This window comes from Acidocella sp. C78 (assembly GCF_907164655.1).
On sequence record NZ_CAJQZK010000060.1, the window covers coordinates 153,300 to 177,346 of the forward strand.

18 protein-coding genes and 5 pseudogenes are annotated in these 24,047 nt (G+C 61.8%); 9 read left to right on the plus strand and 14 right to left on the minus strand.

Going from position 1 to position 24,047, the window contains the following annotated elements; genetic code table 11:
- The first annotated feature begins 2 nt into the window (after positions 1 to 2).
- A complete protein-coding gene (locus ACIDOCELLA78_RS81290; protein ID WP_201727496.1) occupies positions 3 to 2,675 on the plus strand; it encodes a plasma-membrane proton-efflux P-type ATPase in 2,673 nt (890 codons plus the stop codon).
- Between the two features lie 275 nt (positions 2,676 to 2,950).
- Here the strand turns inward: ACIDOCELLA78_RS81290 and ACIDOCELLA78_RS81295 are convergent.
- A pseudogene (locus ACIDOCELLA78_RS81295) lies at positions 2,951 to 3,814 on the minus strand (IS110 family transposase); the annotation flags it as partial.
- Between the two features lie 555 nt (positions 3,815 to 4,369).
- Here ACIDOCELLA78_RS81295 and ACIDOCELLA78_RS81300 point away from each other — a divergent pair.
- Positions 4,370 to 4,987, plus strand: a pseudogene (locus tag ACIDOCELLA78_RS81300) (transposase); the annotation flags it as partial.
- 356 nt (positions 4,988 to 5,343) lie between these two features.
- Positions 5,344 to 5,676, plus strand: coding sequence for a hypothetical protein (locus ACIDOCELLA78_RS81305; RefSeq protein WP_201727498.1), 333 nt, complete (start codon positions 5,344 to 5,346; stop codon positions 5,674 to 5,676).
- A gap of 288 nt (positions 5,677 to 5,964) precedes the next feature.
- Here ACIDOCELLA78_RS81305 and ACIDOCELLA78_RS81310 read toward each other — a convergent pair whose 3' ends face one another.
- The 4 genes from ACIDOCELLA78_RS81310 to ACIDOCELLA78_RS81325 all read right to left on the minus strand — a co-directional run bounded on the left by ACIDOCELLA78_RS81310 (position 5,965) and on the right by ACIDOCELLA78_RS81325 (position 9,153).
- The gene (locus tag ACIDOCELLA78_RS81310) at positions 5,965 to 6,354 is read right to left on the minus strand and encodes a type II toxin-antitoxin system VapC family toxin (RefSeq protein WP_201727499.1); all 390 of its coding nucleotides are present in this window, start codon (positions 6,352 to 6,354) and stop codon (positions 5,965 to 5,967) included.
- Positions 6,354 to 6,596, minus strand: a complete 243-nt coding sequence (locus ACIDOCELLA78_RS81315) for a type II toxin-antitoxin system Phd/YefM family antitoxin (protein WP_201727500.1) — start codon at positions 6,594 to 6,596, stop codon at positions 6,354 to 6,356. The genes ACIDOCELLA78_RS81310 and ACIDOCELLA78_RS81315 overlap by 1 nt, the downstream gene beginning before the upstream one ends.
- Before the next feature lie 116 nt (positions 6,597 to 6,712).
- Positions 6,713 to 7,816, minus strand: a complete 1,104-nt coding sequence (locus ACIDOCELLA78_RS81320) for an OpgC domain-containing protein (RefSeq protein ID WP_249674909.1) — start codon at positions 7,814 to 7,816, stop codon at positions 6,713 to 6,715.
- Between the two features lie 317 nt (positions 7,817 to 8,133).
- On the minus strand, positions 8,134 to 9,153 hold the full coding sequence (locus tag ACIDOCELLA78_RS81325; RefSeq protein ID WP_283770797.1) for a histidine kinase dimerization/phospho-acceptor domain-containing protein: 1,020 nt from the start codon (positions 9,151 to 9,153) through the stop codon (positions 8,134 to 8,136).
- Between the two features lie 226 nt (positions 9,154 to 9,379).
- Here ACIDOCELLA78_RS81325 and ACIDOCELLA78_RS81330 point away from each other — a divergent pair, with 226 nt between their 5' ends.
- From ACIDOCELLA78_RS81330 to ACIDOCELLA78_RS81340, 3 genes are all read left to right on the plus strand, one after another.
- Positions 9,380 to 9,610 carry a hypothetical protein gene (locus ACIDOCELLA78_RS81330; RefSeq protein WP_201727502.1) on the plus strand — a complete coding sequence of 77 codons (231 nt, stop codon included), beginning with the start codon at positions 9,380 to 9,382 and terminating at the stop codon, positions 9,608 to 9,610.
- Positions 9,607 to 9,987, plus strand: coding sequence for a type II toxin-antitoxin system death-on-curing family toxin (locus ACIDOCELLA78_RS81335; RefSeq protein WP_201727503.1), 381 nt, complete (start codon positions 9,607 to 9,609; stop codon positions 9,985 to 9,987). Before ACIDOCELLA78_RS81330 ends, ACIDOCELLA78_RS81335 begins: the two co-directional genes overlap by 4 nt.
- 277 nt (positions 9,988 to 10,264) lie before the next feature.
- On the plus strand, positions 10,265 to 10,555 hold the full coding sequence (locus ACIDOCELLA78_RS81340; protein ID WP_201727690.1) for a hypothetical protein: 291 nt from the start codon (positions 10,265 to 10,267) through the stop codon (positions 10,553 to 10,555).
- Here the strand turns inward: ACIDOCELLA78_RS81340 and nhaA are convergent.
- Entirely contained in the window at positions 10,496 to 11,968 is a 1,473-nt protein-coding gene (gene nhaA / locus ACIDOCELLA78_RS81345; RefSeq protein WP_249674911.1) for a Na+/H+ antiporter NhaA, read from the minus strand. The genes ACIDOCELLA78_RS81340 and nhaA overlap by 60 nt on opposite strands.
- A gap of 1 nt (position 11,969) precedes the next feature.
- On the opposite strand from nhaA, the gene ACIDOCELLA78_RS81350 reads away from it, so the two are divergent.
- Both ACIDOCELLA78_RS81350 and ACIDOCELLA78_RS81355 read left to right on the plus strand, forming a co-directional pair.
- Positions 11,970 to 12,797: an IS5 family transposase gene (locus ACIDOCELLA78_RS81350; RefSeq protein ID WP_201727504.1), complete on the plus strand. Its 828-nt coding sequence runs from the start codon at positions 11,970 to 11,972 to the stop codon at positions 12,795 to 12,797.
- A gap of 217 nt (positions 12,798 to 13,014) precedes the next feature.
- A complete protein-coding gene (locus tag ACIDOCELLA78_RS81355) occupies positions 13,015 to 14,748 on the plus strand; it encodes an IS1634 family transposase (RefSeq protein WP_201727483.1) in 1,734 nt (577 codons plus the stop codon).
- A gap of 299 nt (positions 14,749 to 15,047) precedes the next feature.
- Here the strand turns inward: ACIDOCELLA78_RS81355 and ACIDOCELLA78_RS81360 are convergent, their stop codons facing one another.
- The 8 genes and pseudogenes from ACIDOCELLA78_RS81360 to ACIDOCELLA78_RS81395 all read right to left on the minus strand — a co-directional run.
- Positions 15,048 to 16,724, minus strand: coding sequence for an IS1634 family transposase (locus tag ACIDOCELLA78_RS81360; RefSeq protein WP_201727475.1), 1,677 nt, complete (start codon positions 16,722 to 16,724; stop codon positions 15,048 to 15,050).
- A gap of 197 nt (positions 16,725 to 16,921) precedes the next feature.
- Positions 16,922 to 17,101, minus strand: a complete 180-nt coding sequence (locus tag ACIDOCELLA78_RS81365; RefSeq protein ID WP_201727505.1) for a DUF3309 domain-containing protein — start codon at positions 17,099 to 17,101, stop codon at positions 16,922 to 16,924.
- 189 nt (positions 17,102 to 17,290) lie between these two features.
- On the minus strand, positions 17,291 to 18,073 hold the full coding sequence (locus ACIDOCELLA78_RS81370; protein ID WP_201727506.1) for a 3-hydroxybutyrate dehydrogenase: 783 nt from the start codon (positions 18,071 to 18,073) through the stop codon (positions 17,291 to 17,293).
- A 41-nt stretch (positions 18,074 to 18,114) separates the two neighbouring features.
- On the minus strand, positions 18,115 to 18,852 hold the full coding sequence (locus tag ACIDOCELLA78_RS81375; RefSeq protein ID WP_201727507.1) for an acetoacetate decarboxylase: 738 nt from the start codon (positions 18,850 to 18,852) through the stop codon (positions 18,115 to 18,117).
- An 18-nt stretch (positions 18,853 to 18,870) separates the two neighbouring features.
- On the minus strand, positions 18,871 to 19,956 hold the full coding sequence (locus tag ACIDOCELLA78_RS81380; protein ID WP_249674914.1) for a patatin-like phospholipase family protein: 1,086 nt from the start codon (positions 19,954 to 19,956) through the stop codon (positions 18,871 to 18,873).
- A 1,015-nt stretch (positions 19,957 to 20,971) separates the two neighbouring features.
- Positions 20,972 to 22,006: an IS630 family transposase gene (locus ACIDOCELLA78_RS81385; RefSeq protein ID WP_201727480.1), complete on the minus strand. Its 1,035-nt coding sequence runs from the start codon at positions 22,004 to 22,006 to the stop codon at positions 20,972 to 20,974.
- Between the two features lie 82 nt (positions 22,007 to 22,088).
- Positions 22,089 to 22,337, minus strand: a pseudogene (locus tag ACIDOCELLA78_RS81390) (transposase); the annotation flags it as partial.
- 24 nt (positions 22,338 to 22,361) lie between these two features.
- Positions 22,362 to 23,171: pseudogene (locus tag ACIDOCELLA78_RS81395) on the minus strand (IS110 family transposase); the annotation flags it as partial.
- Between the two features lie 248 nt (positions 23,172 to 23,419).
- Between ACIDOCELLA78_RS81395 and ACIDOCELLA78_RS81400 the strand changes: the two are divergent.
- Positions 23,420 to 23,614: pseudogene (locus ACIDOCELLA78_RS81400) on the plus strand (IS256 family transposase); the annotation flags it as partial.
- Between the last annotated feature and the right edge of the window lie 433 nt (positions 23,615 to 24,047).

Genomic DNA, 24,047 nt, shown 5'->3' on the forward strand with positions numbered 1-24,047 from the left:
ACATGACGAAGACCGCTGTCGGTCACGCCGACGCGCCCGCCTCCAAGCCGAACGCCGAAGCCGTGGCCAAGGCGGGATCGAAATCCGAGGCGAAGGACGATTTGAAGACGCTGCCTTTGGCGGCGGTCGAGAAAGAGCTGCGCTCCTCGCCCGACGGTCTCAGCCAGGCCGAGGCGGAACGGCGCCTGAAGCAGTATGGTCCGAACGAGATCGAGGAGAAGAAGACCAGCGAGTTGCTGACCTTCCTCGGCTATTTCTGGGGGCCGATCCCGTGGATGATCGAAGTGGCGGTGATCCTGTCGGCGGTCGCGCGGCATTGGCCGGACTTCGTGATCATCCTGGTGCTGCTGCTGGCCAACGCCCTTGTCGGATTCTGGGAAGAGCACGAGGCGGGAAACGCGATCGCCGCCCTGAAGGCCACGCTGGCGGTCAAGACAAGGGTGCTGCGGGACGGCAAGTGGGTCGCGCCGGCGGCGCGGGAGCTGGTGCCGGGCGACGTCATTCGCGTTCGCCTGGGCGACATCGTGCCGGCGGATGCGCGCCTGCTGGACGGCGACCCGGTGGAGGTGGACCAGTCGGCGCTGACCGGCGAGTCGCTGCCGGCCACCCGCAAATCCGGCGAGGCGATCTTTTCCGGCTCGATCATTCGTCGGGGCGAGATCGGCGCGCTGGTCTATGCCACCGGCGCGAAGACCTATTTCGGCAGAACGGCCGAGCTGGTGCAGGGGGCGAAGAGCGTCAGCCATTTCCAACGCGCGGTCCTGAAGATCGGCAATTATCTGATCATCCTGGCGATGGTCATGGTATCGGCGATCATCGCCGTCGCAGTAATCCGCGGCGATCCGATCCTCACCACACTGCAGTTCGCCCTGGTGCTGACGGTGGCGGCGATTCCGGTGGCGATGCCGACGGTTCTGTCAGTGACGATGGCGGTCGGCGCGCGCATGCTGGCCAGAAAGAAGGCGGTCGTCACACGGCTGGTGGCGATCGAGGAGCTGGCGGGCGTCGATGTGCTGTGCGCGGACAAGACCGGCACGCTGACGCAGAACAAGCTCACGCTGGGCGATCCGTTCGGCGTCGATGGCGTCACGCCGGCGGAGGTGGTGCTGGCCGGCGCTTTGGCGTCGCGCGTCGACAATGACGACACCATCGATCTGGCGGTTCTGGGCGGGCTGAAAGACGATCAGGCCCTCAAAGGCTATGAGCCTGGCCATTTCCAGCCATTCGACCCGGTGCACAAGCGCACCGAGGCCGCCGTCACCGGTCCTGACGGCAAGGCGTTCAAGGTGACGAAGGGCGCGCCGCAGGTGATCCTGGCGCTCGCCGCCAATGCCCCGCAGGTGAAATCCGCCGTCGATAAGGCGGTCGGCGAATTCGCCGCGCGCGGCTTTCGGGCCTTGGGCGTGGCGCGGGCCGAGGGCGATGGCGACTGGCAGTTCCTTGGTGTTCTGCCGCTGTTCGATCCGCCACGCGAGGACGCCAGAGCCACGATCGCGGCGGCCGAACGCATGGGCGTGAAGGTCAAGATGGTGACCGGCGATGCGCTGGCGATCGCGCAGGAGACCGCCGGCAAGCTCGGCATCGGGTGCAACATCCTCGATGCCAGCACCCTGGGCGACGAAGCGCAGCAGAAGACCCCGGCGGCGGCCAAGGCGATCGACGATGCCGAGGGCTTCGCGCAGGTGTTCCCCGAGCACAAATTCCACATCGTCGCGGCGCTGCAAAGTCGCGGCCATATCGTCGGTATGACCGGCGACGGGGTGAACGACGCGCCGGCGCTGAAACAGGCCGATTGCGGCATCGCCGTCGCAAGCGCCACGGATGCGGCGCGCGCGGCGGCGGCCATCGTGCTGATGACACCCGGTTTGTCGGTGATCATCGACGCGATCCAGGAGAGCCGGAAAATCTTCCAGCACATGAACAGCTACGCGATCTACCGCATCGCGGAGACCCTGCGCGTGCTGCTGTTCATGACGCTCGCCATCCTGATATTCAACTTCTATCCGCTGACGGCGGTGATGATCGTGTTCCTGGCGCTGCTCAACGACGGCGCCATCCTATCCATCGCCTATGACAACGTCCGCTACAAGAACGCGCCGGAGGTGTGGAACATGCGCCTGGTGCTGGGGATCGCCACGGTGCTGGGCGCGGTCGGGCCGATTGCCGCGTTCGGGCTGTTCTTCCTCGGCAATCGCGTGTTCCATCTCAGCCATCCGCAGCTCCAGACCATGATGTATTTGATGTTGTCGGTCGCCGGTCTGATGACGATCTTTCAGGCCCGCACCCATGGGCCGTGGTGGTCGATCCGCCCGGCGCCGATCTTCCTGGGCGCGGTGACCGGCGCGTGGACGGTGGCCACTCTGCTGGTGCTGTTCGGGGTGCTCATGGCGCCGCTTGACTGGCGGTTGGTCCTGTTCGTCTGGGCCTACGCCCTGGCGTGGTTCCTCGTGACCGACCCGGTGAAACTGCTGGCGTATCGGCTCCTCGATCCGGTCAAAGACGCGAGCAGGCCCGAACCCGAAACTCGAGCCAAAGCCAGGCGCGAGCCGGACTCCCGCGCCAGGCCAACGGCCACGACCGAAGTCGGTGCCAATGCCACCGCCACCAGCGAAGCCGGACCTGACGCCACGATCCAAGGCAAGTCCGCGGCAGCGCCGAAGCCCGAACCTGAGTGAAAATGCAGTTCAGCACCGTTGGCTCCATTGTGAGCGAGAAGCTGGAGAAGGGCAGATGACCGTCGAAGCCGACTATCGTGCGCGTTACGACAACACGCTGCTTCCCATCGCCAAGACGCTGGAAACGCTCTTGTAGGAGCTTCTTTCACGCCAGCCTCGGATCGACCGGATATCGACGCGACCGAAGTCCGTCGATCGGTTCGTTGGCAAGGCCAGCTCACGTAAAGCGGACGGTAAACCCAAGTACAACGGCTCTGTTGCAAATTTTGTGAGCAGGGCAGCGCCGCTCGTGCGCCATGGATCAAGTTCTTCCGCAAATAACGATTGCCGCGTTTGCTGATGCCGAGCAGGCGCGGTTTTCCACCCGTTGTCATTTGCCGTGGAACGAGCCCCAGCCACGCCGCCATGTCTCGCCCACGTTTGAATGCCTGCGCCTCGCCGACCGCCGCCGCCAGCGCCGTAGCATTTATCGTTCCAATTCCTGGGATTTTGGTCAAACGTCGCACAGCCACGTCGTCACGAGCCAACTGAACGAACTCGGCGTCGAAGCCGGTGATCCTCTGGTCGAGTGAACGCCATTCCGCCCGAAGATCTTCGATCAACGTCCGGATGCGCGGGCTCAACGCGGCAAAACCGCCATCTTCGGCCAATGTCTCAAGCTCGGCTTCCAGTTTCCTCCGGCCTTGCGGAACGACGATCCCTCGCTCCAGCAGCAACGCCCGCAAGTGATTGATCAGCGCCGTCCGTTCCGAGACGAGGCGCTCCCGGGCTCGGTGCAAAGCCTGGAGATCAGATTGGTCCTGGCTCTTCACCGGCACGAAACGCATCGTTGGCCGCGTCGCAGCCTCTGCGATCGCCTCCGCGTCGAGATCATCGTTCTTCTGCGCCTTCACGTACGGACGGACATATTCCGGCGACGTCAGCCACACCTCGTGGCCCCGCGCGGCGAAAATCCGCCCGAGGTGATGAGCGCCGCAACATGCTTCCATTGCCACAATGCACGACCCAAGCTCGCCAACGAAACTTTCCAACGTTCCCCGCCGAAGTCTCCGCCTCAAAACAACCCGGCCGGCGGCGTCCATGCCCACCACGCTGCAAGAGTTCTTCCCAAGATCGATGCCGAGAATCATGATATCCATCGGTCTGCTCCTCTCTCCAAACCAGCGGCGATACTACCCGATCGCCACGAGAGGGGCGGGCCATCCCATAATCACAGACGTCGCTCATGCCCACAAACAGCAGCCTCAGACGACATCACAGCAAAAAGGTCGTCCCCACTGCGCTTACTCCACATGGTGTCTCCGGCAAGGCTTCGAACACCTGCCCGGAATCACAGCCGGCCCAACCATCCAACCCCTCATCAAAACCGTTACACCCTCATTCCGAAATGGCCTCTTAGCGCGCATCATTGATGGGGCGATTGGTTTCGCGGAGTCCGGCCACTCGAATGGAAATCCGCGCGGCGACGATGCAGGATCGGAGCCTATTATGGGCCAAAGGCATACCCGGCAGCTTCGGATCAATTCGTTGTCATTTTGGGTGAGACAGCGTATTGGTTGGGTAATTGATCCGGGACAGGAGTATCGGCGCCATGAAACCGCCGCAGCCTGCCGCCCAGCAAACGCGCCACCAAGCGGTATCAGATATAGCAGCCATGACAACGCCGGGGCGATTCCTTGTCGTGGGCATTGGTGCCGCAGCCGCCAGTGGAGGGCCCGCTACCGAGCGATCAGGTCAATCTGACGGACGAGGAATCGCGGATCATGCCAGTAGCGGGCGGCGGGTTTGAGCAATGCTACAACGCGCAGGCGGTGGTGTCGGCGGACAGCCTGCTGGTGGTGGCCACCGATGTAGTGCAGGCGCCGAATGACAAGCAGCAGCTTGAGCCGATGTTGGACAAGATTGCTGAACTGCCTGCCGCACTTGGCAAAATCGAAGAGTTGCTGGCCGACAACGGTTATTTTAGCGAGGGCAATGTGAACGCCTGCGCCGCCGCGGGGATTGAACCGGTGATCGCGATGGGGCGTGAAGCGCATCATCCCTCGCTGGCCGAACGGTTCGCAGAAGACCCGGTGCCGCCGGAGGATCCCACGCCGGTTGCATCAATGCGTCATCGGCTCCAGACGAAAGAAGGCAAAAAGCGCTACGCTCTGCGCAAGCAAACTCCTGAACCAGTATTCGGCATCATAAAATCGGTACTCGGGTTCCGCCAGTTCCTGCTGCGTGGCCTCGACAAGGTCCGCGGAGAATGGAGCCTCGTGACCATGGCGTGGAACATGAAGCGGATGTTCGCCCTGGCAGAGGCAAACTGAGCCAGATCATGCCCTTTTGCGTCGATTTGGGACGCCTGTGAGGGGCGCAGTGATCGTCGGCACACCGGCCGAGGTCTCAAACGCGGATTCCGCTATCCAGTCACGCAGCGGGAACCCTCATGCAGGCGCCAATGACTTCGTCCCGCCAAACATCCCAAAGCTAACTCCGACAGGCTGCTAGGGTCGGGCAAATCTCCTACTGGATGGCCGTGATCACGTCGCCCGATTATCCGGGCGAGCGGCTGTTTGCCTGTCGCAACGCGACCCTTGCGGACGAACGCCGGGCAAGCGCGAGGTGCTGCTGGCGGCCACCGAGACGGACCTGTCACAAATCCGGGATGCCACACGGCGCAGGCGTGCCCCACCTTCATGGCGAAGCGGCGATCGGGCTGGCGGTGGGAGCCGTCATCAACAAGCACAAGATGGCCAAGCATTTCGATCTCACCATCACCGCAAGCCGCTTTGATTTCCGGCGCAGCGAGGCCAGTATCGCGCGGGAGGCGGCTTTCGACGGCATCTATGTCATCCGCACCGGTGTGAGCGCGGACGTCATGATCGAGACCGAGGCGGTGTCGGCCTACAAGGATCTCTCCCGCGTGGAACGGGCATTCCAGACCCTCAAATCGGTCGATCTCGCGTTCTGCCCGGTGCATCACGGCGGGTGCGTGCCCACGTCTTTCTCTACATGATGGCCTATTACGTCGAGTGGCATCTGCGCGATGCCCACAAACCTCTGCTGTTCCGGGATCAAGACCGGCCTGGGGCCGAGGCTGAACGCGCGTCGCCCGTCCCACCCGCATCGACATCCTTGGCCTTCGACCTGATCGGGATCGACTCCATGCGTGTCCAGTAAGCGTCAAATCCAGATCAGAACTTCATCGGTGAATGCGGGAGGTTTCCGTTCCAATCAGTTGAAAATTATTTTTTATCAATAACCTAGAGCGGTACGGTCCGGCTCTGAATGCTGCGCAGCCGGCTTATCCGACCAAGGTGACCAACTCGGAATAGGGTGGCAATAAAGGATCTGCGGTGTAGAGGCGCATCGGCTGGCTCATAGCCTGGGCGATCAGGAGCCGGTCAAAAGGATCGCGATGGTGCGCTGGCAGTTTGGCGACCAGTATCGCGGCATCGGAATGAACGGGTAGCTCCGTGAAGCCTGTATCCAAAGCGGCGCGCAGAATCTGTTGTTCGTCGAATACAAAATCTGGCCGGCCGAGGCCGGCCTTGATGGCGATTTCCCAAAGGCTGGCCGCGCTGAACATCACCTCGTTGCCGGGATCCTCAAGCGTCCACCGCGTGGCGTCGTCTAGCCGATCTGGTTCGGCCAAGGCCCACAGCAGCAGGTGGGTATCGAGCAACAGGCGCATCAACGCCCCTCAAAGTCGTTGTTGATATTCTCTGGCAGAGGAGCGTCAAAATCTGCCGGCACGGTGAATTTTCCGGTTAGCCGGCCAAGACGGCGAGGTTTTGGTTCCACCGTGCTTTGCAAGGGCACCAGGCGCGCGATGGGTTTGCCGGCGCGGGCAATAAGAATCTCCTCGCCATCGGCGACGGCGTCTAGCAAGCGGGAGAGATGGGTTTTGGCGGCGTGAATATTGACGGTTTGCATGAGAGAACTCCGAAGAGCGCCCCGTATCATATCGGACTAGACTTAGTCCAGTCGATATTTATTGGGAATTATAGGAGGGTGGTCGCGTAAATGTTGAGTTTATGCGCCAATGAGAACTAGGCAGCAGACGGTTTGGCATCTTTCACCCTGTACCAGGCGGCGATCGCGGCGACGCCGAGCAGCGCGCCGAGACCGCCGAGATTGACGACGATCTGCATCGCCCATCCGTCATCCGTGTCCATGACGATCCGCCCGGCATACGAGAGCAGGATACTCGCGCAATAGGTTGGCAGGCCGTACTGGCCGATCAGGACGAAGACACGGGCCAGGCGGCTGGCCAGAAATCGCCCACCGGCGCGGACATGGCGGGAGGCGAACCAGGCAAGCGAGAGAATCGAGGCGAGCCGGTAGGGATGCAGGCCAGTCTTGTCGATATTGCTCACGAAGGGCTTGAGCATCGGTGGGATATGCTTCGCGAGCGAGGGCTCGATCCAGGTGGTCAGCAGGATCGCAAAGCCGATCAGCAGCAGCACGACCGCCACCACATCGGTCGCGAGACCGGGCAGATCCGGCTTCCCGTAGCGCGAAAACAGCATGCCGAGCACAAAGAGCAACTGCCAGGTGAACGGATTGAAGAACCAGCCATGACCACTTTGTGTCGGCAAGTTCCAGCCAAAAATCCGTGCGCCGGCATAGAGGCCGACACTGAGCACGAGCAACGTGCGCGGAAAGCGAAGCATGAAGAGCAGCGGCGCAATGCCGCCCATGATCGCGACATAGAGCGGCAGGACGTTGAGATAGGCGGGCTGGTAGAGCAGCGGCACGGCCTCGATGATCGCCGACAACGGCTTCGCCACCAGATGATCGATGCCGACGCCGGAGATGTATTGCGGCCGCGCGAACCAGATCGCAGCGAGCGCTACCTGTGCTGCGAAGAGCACGAAGAGGAAAATATGCGCGATATACAGCGTCCACGCGCGCTTCAGCATGTCCGCCGAGGCGGAGAGCGGCCCCGCCCGATCCATCTTGCGGCCATAGACAAGAGCGGCCGCGAAGCCGGCAAGGAGGATGAAAATCTCCGTCGCGTCGTTCAGCGCAAGGTTGCGCACGGTGAAGCGGGCCAAGGTGTCGTGCGGGATATGGTCGAGAAAGATGCAGAACAGCGCGATGCCGCGGAAGAAATCGACCCTGAGGTCGCGCCCGTCGCGGACAAGTTGCATCATTCGACATTTCCCAGATGGACGGCCCGTCCGCCCCTAATTGACGCTAGAATAGGCTGATAATTGACCAACCGGAAGACGAATTGGGGTGGCGGCAGCCTCTGTAGAGGCCAAGTTGCCAATCCGAACGGCCATGACCTGCCTCGGCAACACAATTCTCGCTGGTTTTGCAGCGAAATGGCATATTCCGCCCTTCGTTTGCCCCGATCTTTCAATCGGCGTTGTCGCAAGGCGATCTCCGTGATCTAACGAAACGAAGCACGCGACCGGAAGGTGATTTCCCGGCCGCGTTTCGGTGTGGAGAAGCCGTCGTCCTGTTATTTTGCGGGCGCCGGCTGCCAAGGGCTGGGCTGCCATCCCGCATGCTGCCAGGCGCCCGGTCCCGCCATCGGTCCGCGATGCTGGAAACGGTGCGGGCGGTGCGGCGGCGCGATCCGGGTCAGCGCGTCCGCGAGGATGCGGTCGAGGCCCGCGCCGCGTCGTGCGGCGTCGCCGGCGAGGCCGGATTCCGCGCGGAGGCGAATCGCGCCCAGCGGATTGCGGATTTCATGCGCCAGCCCCGCCGCCATCCGTCCCAGCGAGGCGAGTTTCTCCTGCTCGGCGATGCGCGCGCGGGCGCGGCCGAGGCGGGCGGTAGCGCCATTCAACGCGGCGATCAGTCGATCAAAATCGGGTTCGCCGGTCAGTGGTAGTTTTGCTTCGGGGTCGGTGGCGAGGCCGGCTTCGACGGCGGTGAGGCGGCGGGGGAAGCCGAGCACCAGACGCGTGAGGAGCCAGGCCGAGACCAGAAGGAAGAGCAGCAGCACGGCCAGGCCGCCGGCGGCAAGTTTCGAGAAGGGCGTGCGCAGCAGGTCGAGCCGGACGATGGTGAACCCCGCAAGGTCTTCAGCCGGGCTGCCAAGTGGGCAGGCGGCGATCACCGCACGGTCGCCGAACCCTCCGCGCTGGCGCAGCACCAGATGGTCCGCGTCCAGCGCTGCCGCGGTCGCCGCGGAGATGCCCGCGTCATGCGGCGTAACGACGCCGATCGACGCGAGTGCCGTACCGCCCGAGACGATGCCGCCGGCGACATCGGGAAACGGCCGGAGCCCGAAGGCCGCAACACCTATCAGCCCCTTGCGAAACACCTCGTCCTGCGGCGCCGATCCGAGCCCGGCGCTATAGAATCCATAGGCGCGCGCAATCGAATCGCAGGCCCGGGCGGCGACCTGCCGGTCACGCGCGAGGCTCGCCGTCGCCGATTGATGGAACAGCCCGATGATCAGCCCGCCCGCGATGATCGCGGCGATCAGCGAGATTGACCAGAGCAGCGCGAGTCGGGCGCGAAGCGAACGCATCCTCGGAGCGTGACCGATCGGCGCGCGACACGCCAGAGGCTCAGGCAAGCTGACACGCTGCGAACCAGGCAATCGTCCCTGCGTCGCCATCAACCAAAGAGCAGGGGCATACGGGAAAAGCGGCGAATATCGCGTGCTTAAGGGATATTGAGGAAACAACAGCCGTGCGCATTCTTGATATTTCATGACGTATCATGATAAATCAAGGAAAGATTGGAGATGTATCATGGCAGCCCAAATCCGTGAAAAATTTGCGACCCAGGTGAATTCTGAGATTCTCTCCGCGGTGCGCCGCCTCGCGCAAAGCGAGGGGCGGCAGTTGCAAGCGCTGGTGGATGAGGCGCTCGCCGACCTGATTGAAAAGCGCAAGCAGGGCCGGCCCCGCGCCAATGTGATGGCCGCCTATCAGGCGAGCCACGAAAAATTCGGGACGCTGTATAAAAAGCTGGCTGAATGACAGACTATCTGACCGTCATCGAGGTTCTGGCTATCCATGCAGACCAAATCGAGCGCTACGGTGGCGCCCATGGCGTGCGTGATCCTGGCCAACTGGAGGCGGCCCTGTATCGCCCGCGGACGGGATATTATGGCGATCTGATCGACGAGGCTGCCGCGTTGTGGGAGAGTCTGGCGCAGAATCATCCGTTCATCGATGGCAACAAGCGCACGGCTTTTGCTGTTACCTATACCTTCCTGGTCATCAATGGTGCTGGGATGCAGGCCGATCCAGATGAGACTTACGATTTTATCGTCAGTCTGTATGAAGCGGACAGTTTCAGCTTTGAGCCGCTGGTCGCCTGGCTGCGGCGGGTGGTGGTGCCGCCTAACGCCTGATGATTCTCCTGCCGTAGCAAAATTGGGGCAGCTGGCGGGGGGCGGCAGAAGCCAGTTTTGGCCTTGAACGGCGGGGTTAGAAGAGGTTGTTCCCTTAGGCCCGACTTCAACAGTGGAACCCGGAACGATACGGTAACGGCACGATATAGGATTGGAAGATAACGGTTTTTTCGGAGCCGTTTGAAGATTTTTCAAAAACGTAGTGCCACGTATCGCGCGATTGTGTGTTGCTTTTTGCTTGCATCGGCTCCGTAGCGTGGTGTCTGGAGTCGGGGTCATGTTCTTCCGCATCAAACCATCAGATGGCCGTCGCTACCTGCAGATCGTCGAGAACAAGCGGGTCGATGGCAAGGTCCGCCAGGTTGTGCGGCTGACCATCGGCCGGATCGACGAACTCGAAGCAAGCGGCCAGCTCGCGATTTTGGTTATCGATGCGATGAGGCAGGTCGAGCCGACCTACTTCTCGGACGGCTCCAGCTCACGTCGCAAGCAGCCAAAGCGGAGTGTGTCATGTGCGTCCGTCTCCGCCGTTGCTTCCCCTCAAATCGAGAGAACCATTCCGATATAGCAACACACTCAACAGCGTGAGACCCGCAACAGAAGAGACGAGCGAGGCGGAAAGAATTCCAAGCTTGGCTTCGTTGAGTAAGACATCTTGAAATGCCTGATCGGCAATGAATAGCGCCATGGTGAAACCGATGCCAGTAAGAAGAGCGCCGCCGACCAGCGCCCCCCAGCTGAGCCCCGCCGGCCGAATGGCGACACCCGTGCGCACCGCCAGCCAGGCGAATCCTGTGACGCCGATCGGCTTGCCGAAGACAAAGCCCGCCATCACCGCCAACGAGACAGGGTTAATAAGCCCCTTGCTCGAGATCGGAACCCCCGCGTTCGCGAGCGCGAAGAGCGGCATGATCCCGAATGCGACCCAGGGATGGAGCATGGCCTCGAGTCTTTCGACAGGCGACAACGTCTCGCGCACCGCGATGGCGGCCACCTGCAGTGCCCGATTATCTTCGGTATTACCGCTCCAGTGATCCCCTGGCGGGTAGGAGAGCACCTTTCGCAAGATGTCCCCCAGACGCTGGTCGCTCACCCAGCCAGCCGTAGGTGTCATGAGCCCGAGTATGACGCCGACAATCGTCGCGTGAATGCCAGACGCGTCGACGGCAAGCCAGATTATCGCCCCAGCCAGAAAGTAGGCGCGGATGTTACGAACGCCGAGTAGCGCCATTCCCCGAACCATCGCCAGCCCAACAACACCGAGCGCAAGGGCAATCCAGTCGAGTGGTCGGCTGTAGCCAACGGTGACTACCAGGATGGCGGCCAGGTCGTCGACCACCGCAAGCGACAGCAGAAAGACGCGCAGGCCCGGTGGTACACGCGAACCGAGGAGTGCCAGGCAGCCGATGACGAAAGCTGTGTCGGTCGGCATCACGATGCCCCAGCCATGCTGTCCAAGCTGGCCATGCTGCAGTGCCAGATACAAGGCCGCGGGCACAAGCATACCTCCCGCCGCAGCTGCGACCGAGAGAGCCACCATGCGTGGATTCCGAAGCTCACCAAGCACCACTTCGCGCTTCATCTCCAGCGCAACGATGAAGAAGAACAGCGTCATCAGTCCGTCGTTGATCAGATCCCGCAACGAGCGCAGAAACTGGAATGCTCCGATCCGGATGCCGATCGGTGTCTCCCAGAGAGTTCTGAAGCCATCGGCCCAGGGTGAGTTGGAAAGCGTCAGTGCAATGACCGCGGCCAACAGGAGAATGCCACCGCTCGCGGTTTCGATGCGCAGGAACTGTGAAAACGAGTTGGTCAGCGCGTCGATATGCGTGATCGGCAGCTCGTTGTGCTGCAGCTCGCCCTTCTGGTCTGGATTCATTTCTGCTGTTCCAAAGAATATCTCAGAGCCGGACCGAAAAAGATAGTTGAGCGATTTCAGTAAGTTGTGATTCAGTTCGTTTGCGAAGACGGACGGAGACACGATGACCTGGACTGAAATCGCTCGGCGACGATATTGCCGGGCCGGATTGCGCTACGCAAGCGACCTCACCGACGCTGAATGGGCCATGATCGAGCCGTTCATGCCCGCTCCGCAGCATCGAGGCCGACCCCGAAGGGTGGCGCTTCGAAGGATTGTGGAGGCCATCTTCTACATGCTGGCAACCGGCTGTCAGTGGCGCCAGATCCCGAAGGAATTCGCTCCGTTCACCACCGTGCAGGGGTATTTCTACCGCTTCTGTCGTGACGGCACGTTCGATCGCATCAATCACGTCCTAGTCATGCAGGCGCGGGAAATGGCCGGACGCGAGGCTTCACCCACAGCCGGTGTGATCGACAGTCAGTCGGTCAAGACCACCGAAGCCGGCGGGCCGCGCGGGTTCGATGCCGGAAAGAAGATCAAGGGCCGCAAGCGCCACATCATCACAGATACAATCGGCCACCTCGTCGGTGCCGTCGTTCATCATGCCGGTATTCAGGACCGCGACGGGGCGCCCGACGTGCTCAAATCCGTCAAATCCCTGTATCCCTGGTTGCGGCACATATTCGCTGACGGCGGTTATGCCGGTCCTAAACTCAATGGACGCCTCGCCAAAATCGGCAAATGGACCATACAGATCGTAAAGCGCTCCGACGCCGCGAGCGGGTTTGAACTCCTGCCGCGGCGCTGGGTGGTAGAAAGAACCTTCGCCTGGCTCGGCAGATGCCGACGTCTCGCAAGGGATTTCGAGGCCACCGTTACCAGCGCCACCGCATGGCTCTTCCTCGCCCATATCCGCCTGCTCACACGAAAAATCGCCCGTCACCGATAGTCGCACTACCATTCAGATTCGGGCTCTCAAGAACGATCCGACCCGCGCAGGGTTGTTCGGAGGCAATCCGTCCGGTTCAGCCCGATTTATCCTGAAGTTTTTACTTGGGAATGACCTGAACGTGGCGGATAGCCTCGCGTAGCGCTGATTTCTTGCGAGCGTTTTGTGTCCATAAATGGGGCTTGCGGTGCGACTCGATCTGTGATTCGCTCGGGTTATGTTCATCGATGTGGTTCCGAATGGCCGATCGGCGCCGGCCGTGCTGTTGCGGGAGAGTTTCCGCGAGGGGCGGAAGGTTCACAAGCGTACCATCGCCAATCTGAGCCAGATGCCGCCCGCGTTGATCGATGGCCTACGAGCGCTGCTCGCGGGTGGCGCGGTGGTTGGTGGTGCCGATCAGGCGCTGGAGATCCGGCGTTCGCTGCCGCATGGTCATGTGGCGGCGGCACTCGGGATGATGCGCAAGCTCGGGATACCCCGCCTGCTGGGCCGGAGGGCGTCGCGCGAGCGCAGTCTCGCCCTGGCGCTGATCGCCGGCCGGGTGATCGCGCCGGGATCGAAGCTCTCGACCCTGCGCGGCCTGAACCCGGAGACCGCAACATCGAGCCTCGGGCAGATGCTTGATCTCGGTGTCATTGAAGAGCGCGAGATCTATGCGGCGCTGGACTGGCTGGGCACGCAGCAGGGGCGGATCGAACGGGAGTTTGCAAGGCGCCATCTGCGCGACGGCACGCTGGTGCTCTACGACGTCAGTTCATCCTACCTCGAAGGCCGGCATTGCGAACTGGCACACCACGGATACAGCCGGGATCACCGGCCCGATCGGCCGCAGATCGTCTATGGTCTGCTGTGCGATCGCGAGGGGCGGCCGATCGCAGTGGAAGTGTTCGAAGGCAACACCGCCGATCCGGCGACGATCGCCGCCCAGGTGGAGAAACTCAAGCGCCGGTTCCATCTCGAGCGCGTCGTCCTGGTGGGTGATCGCGGAATGATCACCACGGCGCGGATCCGCGAGACGATCAAGCCGGCGGGGCTGGACTGGATCAGCTGCCTGCGCGCGGGGCAGATCCAGGATCTTGCCGAGGGACCGCTGCAGATGTCGCTGTTCGACGAGCGCGATATCGCCGCGATCACGTCGCCCGATTATCCGGGCGAGCGGCTGATCGCCTGTCGCAACGCCGCCCTGGCGACCGAACGACGGCGCAAGCGCGAGGCGCTGCTCGTGGCCACCGAGACGGAACTGGCGCGGATCCGGGATGCGACACGGCGCAAACGCGCTCCTCTTCATGGCGAGGCCGCGATCGGGCTGGCGGTGGGGGCGGTGATCAACCAGCGCAAGATGGCCAAGCATTTCGATCTCACCATCACCGCCAGCCGCTTCGATTTCCAGCGCAACGCCGCCAGCATCGCGCGCGAGGCGGCCCTCGACGGCATCTATGTCATCCGCACCAGTGTGAGCGCGGACGTCATGAGCGAGACCGAAGCCGTGTCAGCCTACAAGGATCTCTCACGGGTGGAACGGGCGTTCCGGTCCCTCAAATCGGTCGATCTCGCGATCCGCCCGGTGCATCACTGGCTCTCGCCGCGGGTGCGTGCCCACGTCTTCCTCTGCATGATGGCCTATTACGTCGAATGGCATCTGCGCGACGCCCTCAAGCCCCTGCTGTTCCAGGATCACGACCGGCCAGGCGCGGAAACTGAACGCTCATCGCCGGTTGCCCCCGCATCGATATCCCCGGCCGCCGATCGCAAGCGCGGGCGACGCCGCAACGACCAGAACCTGCCGATTTCGAGCTTCACCGACCTGATGGCGCATCTCGCCACACAGACCCTCAACACCGCCTCCCTACCCAAGGCGCCGAACGCCACCTTCACCGCTCTGGCAAACCCCACGTCGCTGCAAACCACCGCCTTCGCCCTGATCGGGATCGACCCCATGCGTGTCCAGTAAGCGGCAAAATCAGATCTCGAAGTTCACCGATAAATACAGGGAATTTGCTTTCGAATCAGTGAAAACTTCAGTTTATCCTGCTGGCGTCGGGTCGGGCAGGGACAGCGCGTACCGGGCCGTGCCGGAGCCGGTCGTCATCGATCGGAGCGCCGGCACTTTCGCCGGCCAGCAATCCAACGCACGCCTCGCATCTGACCCGACTTGAACAGCGACCTGAAAATAGTCCAATGAAAACAGCCATGTATTGTGGGCGCGTGGTTTCTTAGCACCACACCCTGCGGCTTTCGGGAGGATTTGGATCAGGAAGCGGATGCGTCTCGCACGTTGGCTGGCAGGGCGACGCCGGCGGCCTTGAAGATCGGCCCGATCGAGTTGGTTGCTGGGGTGCGCAGGACGATCTGCTGCCCGCGCTTGCTGATGGTGACCTCCTGGAGGCGGTCGAGATCACGCAGGAGATCGGCCCATTCGACGCGCTTGCCGGCCCGGCGGAGTTTTTCGTCGAGCGCCTGGTGCAGGATCAGCGCGAGGAACGAGCAGAAGACGTGGCCGCGGATGGCGGCGTCGGAGGAATGGTAGATTGGCCGGGTGCGCATTGTCGCCTTCGCGACACGGAACAGCCGTTCGACATTCTGCAGGTCCCGGTAGCGGATCACCGCCTGCAGCGGTGAAATCCGGGCGTTGGAGCGCAGCACGAAGACGCCGTCGAAGCGGGCTTCCTCGGCGAGCTTGCCGGCGTCGATCTCGAACAGCTTGTGCTTGCGGCCGGGCTTTGCGTCACTGACCGGGCGCAGGAAGCGGCGATAGGCGGAGTTGCCGATCAGCGCCTTATCGCCGCGCGTCAGCTGACGATCGAGGGCGGCGACCACCTTGCGCCTGGTCTCGGCCTCTTCGATGGCCACCGCCTCGTTGCGGCAGACGATATAGCGCTTGCCCGCGACCTTGACCTCCTTGATGAAGAGCTGGGTCTCGTCGCCACCGGCGCGCTCGAGGCAGAGCGGGGTGTAGGGGCGCTCATCGGCCAGCACCACCTCGCGGACGATGCGGTCGGTGCGTTCCCTTGCGCCGAGCACGTATTCCAGCCCGCGCTCCTCCAGCGCGGCGATCGTCGCGGCACTGATCATGCCGCGATCGGCGACGACGCAGACCCGGCCGATGCCGAAGCGCGACCGCAGGCGGTCGATCACCGGCACCAGCACCGAGACATCGGCGGTGTTTCCTGGCCACATCTCGGTGCAGATTGGCCTTCCGTCCTGATCGATCACCACGCCGAGGATCATCTGCGCGAGCTGTGGGCGGTAATCCTTGGAGTGGCCCCGCGCGCCCAGCGTCTCGCCGCCGGCACCTTCGAAATACAGCGAGGTGGTGTCCATGAACACGACCGAGAGGTCGGTGAACAGATCATGCCGTCGGGCGAAGAGACGCTCTTCCACCAGATCCTTCACCGTCCGTGGCGCAAAGGGCGTGGCATCCCCCTGTTCCTCGTCCGGCAGCTCTTCGCCGAGCCAGGCCATGGCGCGGTAGAGGTGATGCAGGCCGAGCTCCTCGGTGCCGGGAATGTCGTAATCCTCGAGCCATTTGTCGCAGGCGCGATCCGAGCCCGAGACCATGATCCGGTGGAGCACGGTGGCGAACACCGCGCGCTCGACCGGGAACTCGAACTGCCGCCCGGCCAGCAGCTCCTCGAACACAGCAGCGATCCCGCTCTCCTGCCACAGTCGGCCGAACAACAGCGGCGCGCCGATCCGCTTGCAGCTCAGCCCGTCCGGATTGCCTGCCGCCAGCTGGGCCAGGACCGAGGCACGGTCGGCATAGCGCGCGATCGAGGCGGCGAGGCGGTCGAGACCTCCATCGGCCAGGACGACTTCCTTCCGGCCCAGGTTCTTGATGATGCGCTGCTTGCTGCGCCCGTCCTCACGGACGCTCTCGACCAGATAAAGGTAGCTGTAGCCGTTGATTCGCTTCTCGCGCACGAACATGCCGAATTGGCAGCCGAAAACCAATCATAAATCAAGTTAAAAGAAGCAATTTGCGCAATTATTTAGCACCACGTTTTTGCAAAATCCCGACGTGCCTACGAAAATCTCGAGTGAAATCAAAGATCTCAACTTACGATACCGTATCGTTCCGGGTTTGACTGTTTAAGTCGGGTCTGACAGATGCCGGCGAGCACCGATCAATAGTTGAGCTGACCGTGGAACCCGCCGCCGAACAACATGAACAGGACAAGGATAATGATAAGCACGGTCAAGAGGCCGCCGAACCCGCGGCCTCCATAATAACCCGACCGATAGCCGTAGTATCCGCCGCCGCCAAAGAGAAAGATCAGCACCAGGATCAGCAGGATGAGGCCCATGATTGTCTCCATTCCAAATTAGGTTACAGGTCGGTCTGATCAGGCGTTGCAGCTGCCATCCGGCCCGATGGTATCGGCCCTCAGGGGGTCACTATTGCAAGCGAATTTACAGCCTGGCGCTACGAGCCATCGGATTCAGCCTCCGATAAGCATTTAGCCCGATCAAGGCGCCGTCGGTTCAACCAACAATCACTGCATGAACCAACCGTGGCTGATGACTAGGGACTGACCAGTGAGCGCATTGTTCGGAAAGCCCGCAAAGTAGAGTACGGCGTCGGCAACGTCGCCTACCGTCGTGAATTCGCCATCCACGGTGTCCTTGAGCATGACGTTGTGAACCACCTCGTCGTCACTGATGCCGAGTTCCGCTGCTTGCTCCGGGATCTGCTTCTCAACAAGTGGTGTACGGACGAATCCGGGGCAGACGACATTTGCGCGGACATTGTGCTCAGCCCCTTCCTTGGCCACCACCTTGCAGAGGCCGATAAGTCCGTGCTTCGCGGTGACGTATGGCGCCTTTAGCTTCGACGCTTCTTTCGAATGCACCGAGCCGATATAAACAACTGCGCCGCTTTTCTGGGCATACATGTATTTCAGGCAGGCGCGCGTGGTGAGGAAGGCGCCGTCGAGATGAATCGAGAGCAACTTCTTCCAATCCTGGAAGGGGAATTCAGCGAGCGGCTTGACGATCTGGATGCCGGCGTTGCTCACCAGCACATCGATCCGGCCGAATTTCTTTGCGACCGAAGCAACACCGTCCTCCACCTGATTCTCGTTGGTGACGTCCATTGCCACCGCCATCGGCTCGGGGCCAAGCTTCCCAATTTCATAGGCAGCCTTGCGAGCAGCCTCGATATCAAGGTCGGCAATCACGGCGTGCCCCCCATCGCGGGCGAATTGTTCGGCGATGGCGCGGCCGATGCCGCTGGCGGCGCCGGTGATGATACCGACCTTGCCGTCGAAACGGACCATGGAGAACTCCTATTGCTGCGTGGTGATTCCGAAGGGGCGAATCAGGCGAGATAGTCGTGCACGACCTCACCGAGATCGAGCGTGAGATCGGCGAGAATATGAGCCGAGGAGAGAACCTCGCGCACCGGCAGATCGGCGACCGGGGCGAGCGCGTGCGGATAGAGTGCGAGCGCGGCGGGGCCGGTCCAGGCGCCTTTCAGCTCGATGTCGCTCATATGAAAGCGCACAAGCTCGCAGATGCGCGGCGATCCATCGACATGGGGGATGATCTTGAGGAGGAAGTTCGGTTCGCGCATCGAGGCGAGGACGGGGCCCGGGTCAAGTGTGTGGTGCTTATAGCCCATAGTGCCGGTCGCGACCCGGATGCGGCCATAATCGAGCGTGCCCACCAGCGTGTCGATCTCGACTTCGAGGACCGGCCTCGCGAGCTTCTTTGGAAAGCCCCAGATTTCTCGGCCGCCGGCAATCGGAGGATGGTCGTTCAGGAACATCGAGTGGACATAGACGCCTGACTTGCCCTTGTAGCGCACAGGGATGACCTGGCCGGATTCTGTGTAATCGCCGAAGCCGGTACTGTCCGGCATGCGGATAAATTCGTATTTCACGACGTCATCAGCGAGTTCGAGCGGTTCAGGGATCAGCTTCTCTAACGCCGCGCGGTCGGTTCGATAGGTGATGATAAGGTATTCGCGGTTGACGAAGCGGTAGGGGCCTTTCGGGAAGCCGGGGCTGGTCAGCGGCATCGCGAAAGCTGTTCTCTTGATCGTCGCAATGTCCATTGTTGCTATCCTTGATGGTTAAGATTTGATCTTGGTGATGTCGAAAGTCCTCATGCCGAGATCATGCGGGTGCGGTTCCCGCCAGGGGGCGGCGGTGAGGGCACGGGTGGCGTCGCCACGGCCGTATTGCCAGCGGCGCTCGGCTGTCGCCATGTCGAACTGCACGTCCTTGTTGGCCCCCTGCGGACGACCAGGCCGGTAGATCAGATGGACGACGTCGATCTGCGCAGGGCAGGAGAATTCTTCGAGATGTTGGGTGATCGGATCGCCGCGCAGCTCCGGCGGGAGTCTTTCGAGGAAGGCGCTGACACGCCGGCGCAGATCCTGCCGGCGCTTTTCCGCATCGGTGTTGTAGCGCGTGCGGCTGGAATAGCGGATGTCCTTCTCTCGCTCGGCGACTTCGTCGAGCGTGGTCGGCATGATGCCGCTGGATGGGAAGAGGTCGACCTGAAAGACGAGGCTGTCCTCACGCGGTTCGCTGCGCATCATGTATTCGAGCGGGGTGTTGGATACGAGGCCGCCATCCCAATAGGCTTCCCCGTCTATCTCAACCGGCGGGAAACCGGGCGGCAGGGCGCCGCTCGCCATGATGTGTTCGGGTGTCAAGCGGTGTTGGGCGCTATCGAAATAAATCATATTGCCGGTCCGGACCTGCACGGCGCCAACGGCGAGGCGCGTGGTGCCACTGTTGATCCGATCAAAATCGACAAGCTCTTCCAGTGTTTGGCGTAGATGGGTGGTGTCGTAGAAGCTGAGCGGGCTTGCAGCGATGAAGTCGAAAGGCGGGCGAGGGCGGAAGAAGCCTGATTGTCCGAATAGGACGGCGCTGAGGGCGCTGAGCTTCTGCTCCGCCGCGGCAGGCAGTGGCATAGGGGTGGGGATGAAACTGGGCGGCGGTGTGGTGATCCGGCGCCAGAATTCGCGGAGGCGTTCAAGGCGGCGTTCAGGCGGATTGCCGGCGATCAGGCTGGCATTTATCGCGCCGATGGAAACGCCGATCACCCAGTCTGGGTCGTATGCATGCTCAGCGAGCGCTTCATATGCCCCAGCCTGATACGCGCCGAGCGCACCGCCGCCTTGTAACAAGAGAATGTTGCGAGGCATCTTAGTCGAAGTCGGGGACGCAACGCGAGCTGGCTGAAGATTTCGATTGGATGTAGCAGGCATGGAAAAGAGCCTTTCGGACAGAGCCGTCAGATTCGAGGAAGGCCGCGGAAGCAGGTGCGGACGCACCGGAATGGGGTGAGCTTGCGTGGCGCGCGCATCGGGATCTGGAAGCTCATCTCAGGTGCGCAGGATCTCGCTTGTTAGCAAGTCTGCATAATCCGATGTTGTGCAGTGCGGCAGGCCGCTCACCAGGCTGTGTGGTCCTCGGATCTGCTTGACGCTGGGCGCGAACGAACACAGAGATAGTCAATGCTTCTGCTCCGGACGAGAGTGTTCTTGGAGTCCGGCGCGAAGGATCGGCCAGCAATATCTCTGCATCATGAACAGCCGTCGCCTACGAGGAAGATCGTTTGCGCCCACCATAGCGTCGTGGCCTTTCGGAACTGTTGCATACCAAGCGCTCGTCGCTTGTTTTCTGAACGAGACTCCGGGGCTATGGCAGCACAATTTCGGTGCGATCCGCTTTCTCGCGTACCAAATGCGTCCACATCAGCTGGGATTCGCAGTGATTGGCAATAATCGGAAGCGGTAGTGTCAGGAATTCCGTGTATGGGTGGCGGTTGAACATCTGCCGCCATGGCCCTTACGAAGCGATCGCCGAAGATGACGGAGAACTGAGCCTTTGCCATAGCCCATTCTCGCGGCGGCATCACCGTGGTGTCACGGTCGTGGTGGTTTGTGATGTCAAGGTCTGCGCCATTGCGCCGCCGGCGAGCGCCGTCATCGCCGCGACGCCGACAATTAGGAACTTGTTCATGTCATGGTTTCCAATTCGTACCGCCTGGGGTGTTCGAGACCTGGCGTCACTATGGATAATGGCCCCTGGGCACGGATCGTTGTAGGCTCGGATTCTACTCATAACACGGGTGTTATACCAACCTGAGGTTCCGTTTACTCGAATGTGAGTTGGTGCGGCTCGGGCGGGTATGATTCGCTGAGAGCTCGAATCTACTCAGCAGTCGGTAATATAGGCGACAGTTGGTGCTTTGAAGAATGATTGCACGAGACGTGGTTTGCGCTTGATGGCGGCGAGTTGGGCTTCGATTTTGTCCTGAAGCTTTTCGCCTTGGCGTAGCGGAGTCCGGGCGACGCCCGTCCGCTTCATGTGGCTCCAGACCAGTTCATCTGGGTTCAGGTCAGGGGCGTAGCCTGGCAGAAAATGCAACGTCAGCATTCCATTGGTCGACGCCACGTAGGCTTTCACCAGCGCTGTTTTGTGGGCAGGCAGCCCGTCGAGGACCAGGTGCACCGGCCTCGTGCGGTGCCGCATCATCCGGCGTAGCAGCGCTACGAACAACTCAGCATTCAGGCCGCCTTCATAAGTGCAATACCAGAACCCGCCGCGGGCTGTCACCGCCGAGGCGGCGCTGATCGATTGCCGTTGGCCCGGACGCTCGACGATCGGCGTCTGTCCCTTCACGCCCCAGGTCTTGCCATGCACGGCGTCGGCCCGAAAGCCGGACTCGTCCCAGAAAAAGACCTCGCCGCCACAGGACTTGGCCTGCCTGGCGATTTCAGGAAACCGCTCACGTCGCCATGCCTCGATCGCCTCCGGATCGCGCTGATAGGCACGCTGCAACGGCTTTTGCGGCGTCAGGCCCAGTTTCGACAGCAGTTCGCCCACAGCCGTCACACCGAGTTTGATACCAAACTTGCGCTCGATCAGTTCGGCCACAACGTGCCGGGTCCACAGCCCGAAATCCAGGCCGTATTGGCGCGGATCGCGGCCATTGATCCAACGCAACACCTGCTGCTCCTGGCGCGGCGTCAGACGCCGCGGCCGGCCGGTTGCCGGCCGTGACCGCAAGGCTTTCACCCCGACCCCAGGCTTCGATGCCGCGCTGAGCCATTTATAGATTGTTGTGCGGCTGAACCCGTATGAGGCAATCACCAAAGAGGCCGCTTCGCCCTCGCGCACCCGCTCTACAGCCATCAGCCGGATGGTTTCCAGGGTGCGATGATCAAATCTGCGACCGTCCCGTTTCATGCCAGAATTATATCATCCCCGCAAACATACGACTAGCAAAATGTCGTCTTAATTACCGACTGGTGAGTAAATGGTAGTATGGCTATCGATGACGGGCGATTTTCCGTGTGAGCAGGCGGATATGGGCGAGGAATAGCCATGCGGTGGCGCTGGTAACGGTAGCCTCGAAATCCTTTGCGAGGCGCCGGCATCTGCCGAGCCAGGCGAAGGTTCTTTCCACTACCCAGCGTCGTGGCAGGAGTTCGAACCCGCTAGCGGTGTCGGAGCGCTTGACGATCTGTATGGTCTATTTGCCGATTTTGGCGAGGCGCCCATTGAGTTTGGGGCCGGCCACCCGGCTGCCTTGGCTACGCCCGACCTTGCTGATCCGGCCGTGATGTGCGGCCCCAAGGCCAGACTGGCGCACGCGGGGGTTCAGCCCGAAATAGCTCACCAGCTTCTGCGGGCTCTTGAAGCGGCGGATGTCACCAATCGCCGCCATCAGGCCCGTAGCCACCACCAAGTTGACGCCAGTGATCGTCAGGAGCCGCTTCACGGCAGGATCGTCCAGCGCTCCTTTCGCAACCTCTCGATCAAGTTCCTCTAGATCTTCCGCCAGACGATCAAGCTCCCGAACGTGCCGTTCAATGGCGGCGCGCTCATCGTCCGGCACCGGCTGGCGACCCAGCCAAGCTCGGCCGCGGGCGTTGAATAGATCAGAATGTGGACATCTCGGGATCAGGTGGGCGTGCAGGATGGCGTGTACCTCGTTCTTGATCCGCGTCCGATGTCGAACAACCTGATAGCGCCGCGCCACCAGGCGGCGCATGCGCTCGGTTGCCGGGTCCGGTGTCCAGATCTCCAGCAGGAATCCGGCTGCATGCAGGCTCGCCAAGGTGCCCGCATCGACCTTGTCGGTCTTCACATGCGCATGGGCGATCGCCTTCACCTGCAACGGATTGGCGATGATGACCCGCGCCACGAAAGGTGACAGCACGCGCGAAACCGCCATGCAGTTGCCTGTCGCTTCGATGACCACCTCATCTGTCGCCTGAAGCCGCTTGCCGAAGCCTTCCAGTCCTGTGCGGGTCATGTCGACCCGCCCGGCGTGCCGAAGCACGCCGTTCTCCCATATCACCACCTCGCCGAAGGTTCGGTGGATGTCGATGCCAATCACGCGGCGCATGCAACCTCCTATCGTTGCCAATGACGACGGGAGCGGCCGGGCGACACGACAACTACGGATCCGCGCTCTCAGCGCAACCGGGCGAGTCGCAGAGGCGGCCAGCTACTAACCCGAGCTCGAAGCTCATCGTACGCGACGGCCTGCCCGCACCTTCGTGCTCCCGGTGCCTCTGTCCCGGATGCTCGCAGCATACACCTCGATTCGAAGATCAAGGAAGGAACATCGGCACCGATCATCTCATACCGGTTACGAATGCGATCGAACGTCTGCACGAGGAGTTCAAGCGCCGGATCAAAACCCAGACCGTCCTCCCCTCCGCCGAGACCGCGGCCATGTTGTTCTGGTCATTGCTCGCATCCGGGCAGATCACCATGCGCAAAGTCGACGGGTGGCAGAGCCTCGGAGAGCCACCCGCCTCAATGCCTCTTGATCTCGTCGCCTGACCTCGTCATGCTCCCCAAACCGGAGACGCCGCCAAAGGCAATTTCCACACAAACCGCGACGCCATCTTGGGCGGGGTATGAGTGGGCTTCCTTGGATGAGGTTTGCGGTGACGGTAGCGATACCGCGTTTGGACTTGTCGGCTATGGCGCTGCGTGAGCGGGCGGCTCGTGCGACGGATGCGAAAGTTTCGAGGCGGCTGCTGGCGATAGCTCTTGTTCTTGAAGGCTGGTCTCGGCGCCAAGGCTCGCCAGGGCAACGTCCCGACTCCATGCGTGGAACCGAGCCGTGCCCTGGCGCAGTCGATTAGCGCGCCCGCCTGACGACAGCGCGCTCGTATTACTGATAACCAATCAGTGTCAGAGCGTTAGTTATCGCTCTTTGGTTCGCACAAAGCTATGCTGATCGACCCTATCATCGAGCCCAGTGGCGTTG

Coding starts and splice junctions, on each gene's coding strand:
- ACIDOCELLA78_RS81290 (WP_201727496.1), top strand. CDS start 3: ATGACGAAGACCGCTGTCGGTCACGCCGACGCGCCCGCCTCCAAGCCG.
- ACIDOCELLA78_RS81310 (WP_201727499.1), bottom strand. CDS start 6,354: ATGCGCCTGTTGCTCGATACCCACCTGCTGCTGTGGGCCTTGGCCGAA.
- ACIDOCELLA78_RS81315 (WP_201727500.1), bottom strand. CDS start 6,596: ATGCAAACCGTCAATATTCACGCCGCCAAAACCCATCTCTCCCGCTTG.
- ACIDOCELLA78_RS81320 (WP_249674909.1), bottom strand. CDS start 7,816: ATGCAACTTGTCCGCGACGGGCGCGACCTCAGGGTCGATTTCTTCCGC.
- ACIDOCELLA78_RS81325 (WP_283770797.1), bottom strand. CDS start 9,153: ATGCGTTCGCTTCGCGCCCGACTCGCGCTGCTCTGGTCAATCTCGCTG.
- ACIDOCELLA78_RS81330 (WP_201727502.1), top strand. CDS start 9,380: ATGGCAGCCCAAATCCGTGAAAAATTTGCGACCCAGGTGAATTCTGAG.
- ACIDOCELLA78_RS81335 (WP_201727503.1), top strand. CDS start 9,607: ATGACAGACTATCTGACCGTCATCGAGGTTCTGGCTATCCATGCAGAC.
- ACIDOCELLA78_RS81340 (WP_201727690.1), top strand. CDS start 10,265: ATGTTCTTCCGCATCAAACCATCAGATGGCCGTCGCTACCTGCAGATC.
- ACIDOCELLA78_RS81350 (WP_201727504.1), top strand. CDS start 11,970: ATGACCTGGACTGAAATCGCTCGGCGACGATATTGCCGGGCCGGATTG.
- ACIDOCELLA78_RS81355 (WP_201727483.1), top strand. CDS start 13,015: ATGTTCATCGATGTGGTTCCGAATGGCCGATCGGCGCCGGCCGTGCTG.
- ACIDOCELLA78_RS81360 (WP_201727475.1), bottom strand. CDS start 16,724: ATGTTCGTGCGCGAGAAGCGAATCAACGGCTACAGCTACCTTTATCTG.
- ACIDOCELLA78_RS81365 (WP_201727505.1), bottom strand. CDS start 17,101: ATGGGCCTCATCCTGCTGATCCTGGTGCTGATCTTTCTCTTTGGCGGC.
- ACIDOCELLA78_RS81370 (WP_201727506.1), bottom strand. CDS start 18,073: ATGGTCCGTTTCGACGGCAAGGTCGGTATCATCACCGGCGCCGCCAGC.
- ACIDOCELLA78_RS81375 (WP_201727507.1), bottom strand. CDS start 18,852: ATGGACATTGCGACGATCAAGAGAACAGCTTTCGCGATGCCGCTGACC.
- ACIDOCELLA78_RS81380 (WP_249674914.1), bottom strand. CDS start 19,956: ATGCCTCGCAACATTCTCTTGTTACAAGGCGGCGGTGCGCTCGGCGCG.
- ACIDOCELLA78_RS81385 (WP_201727480.1), bottom strand. CDS start 22,006: ATGAAACGGGACGGTCGCAGATTTGATCATCGCACCCTGGAAACCATC.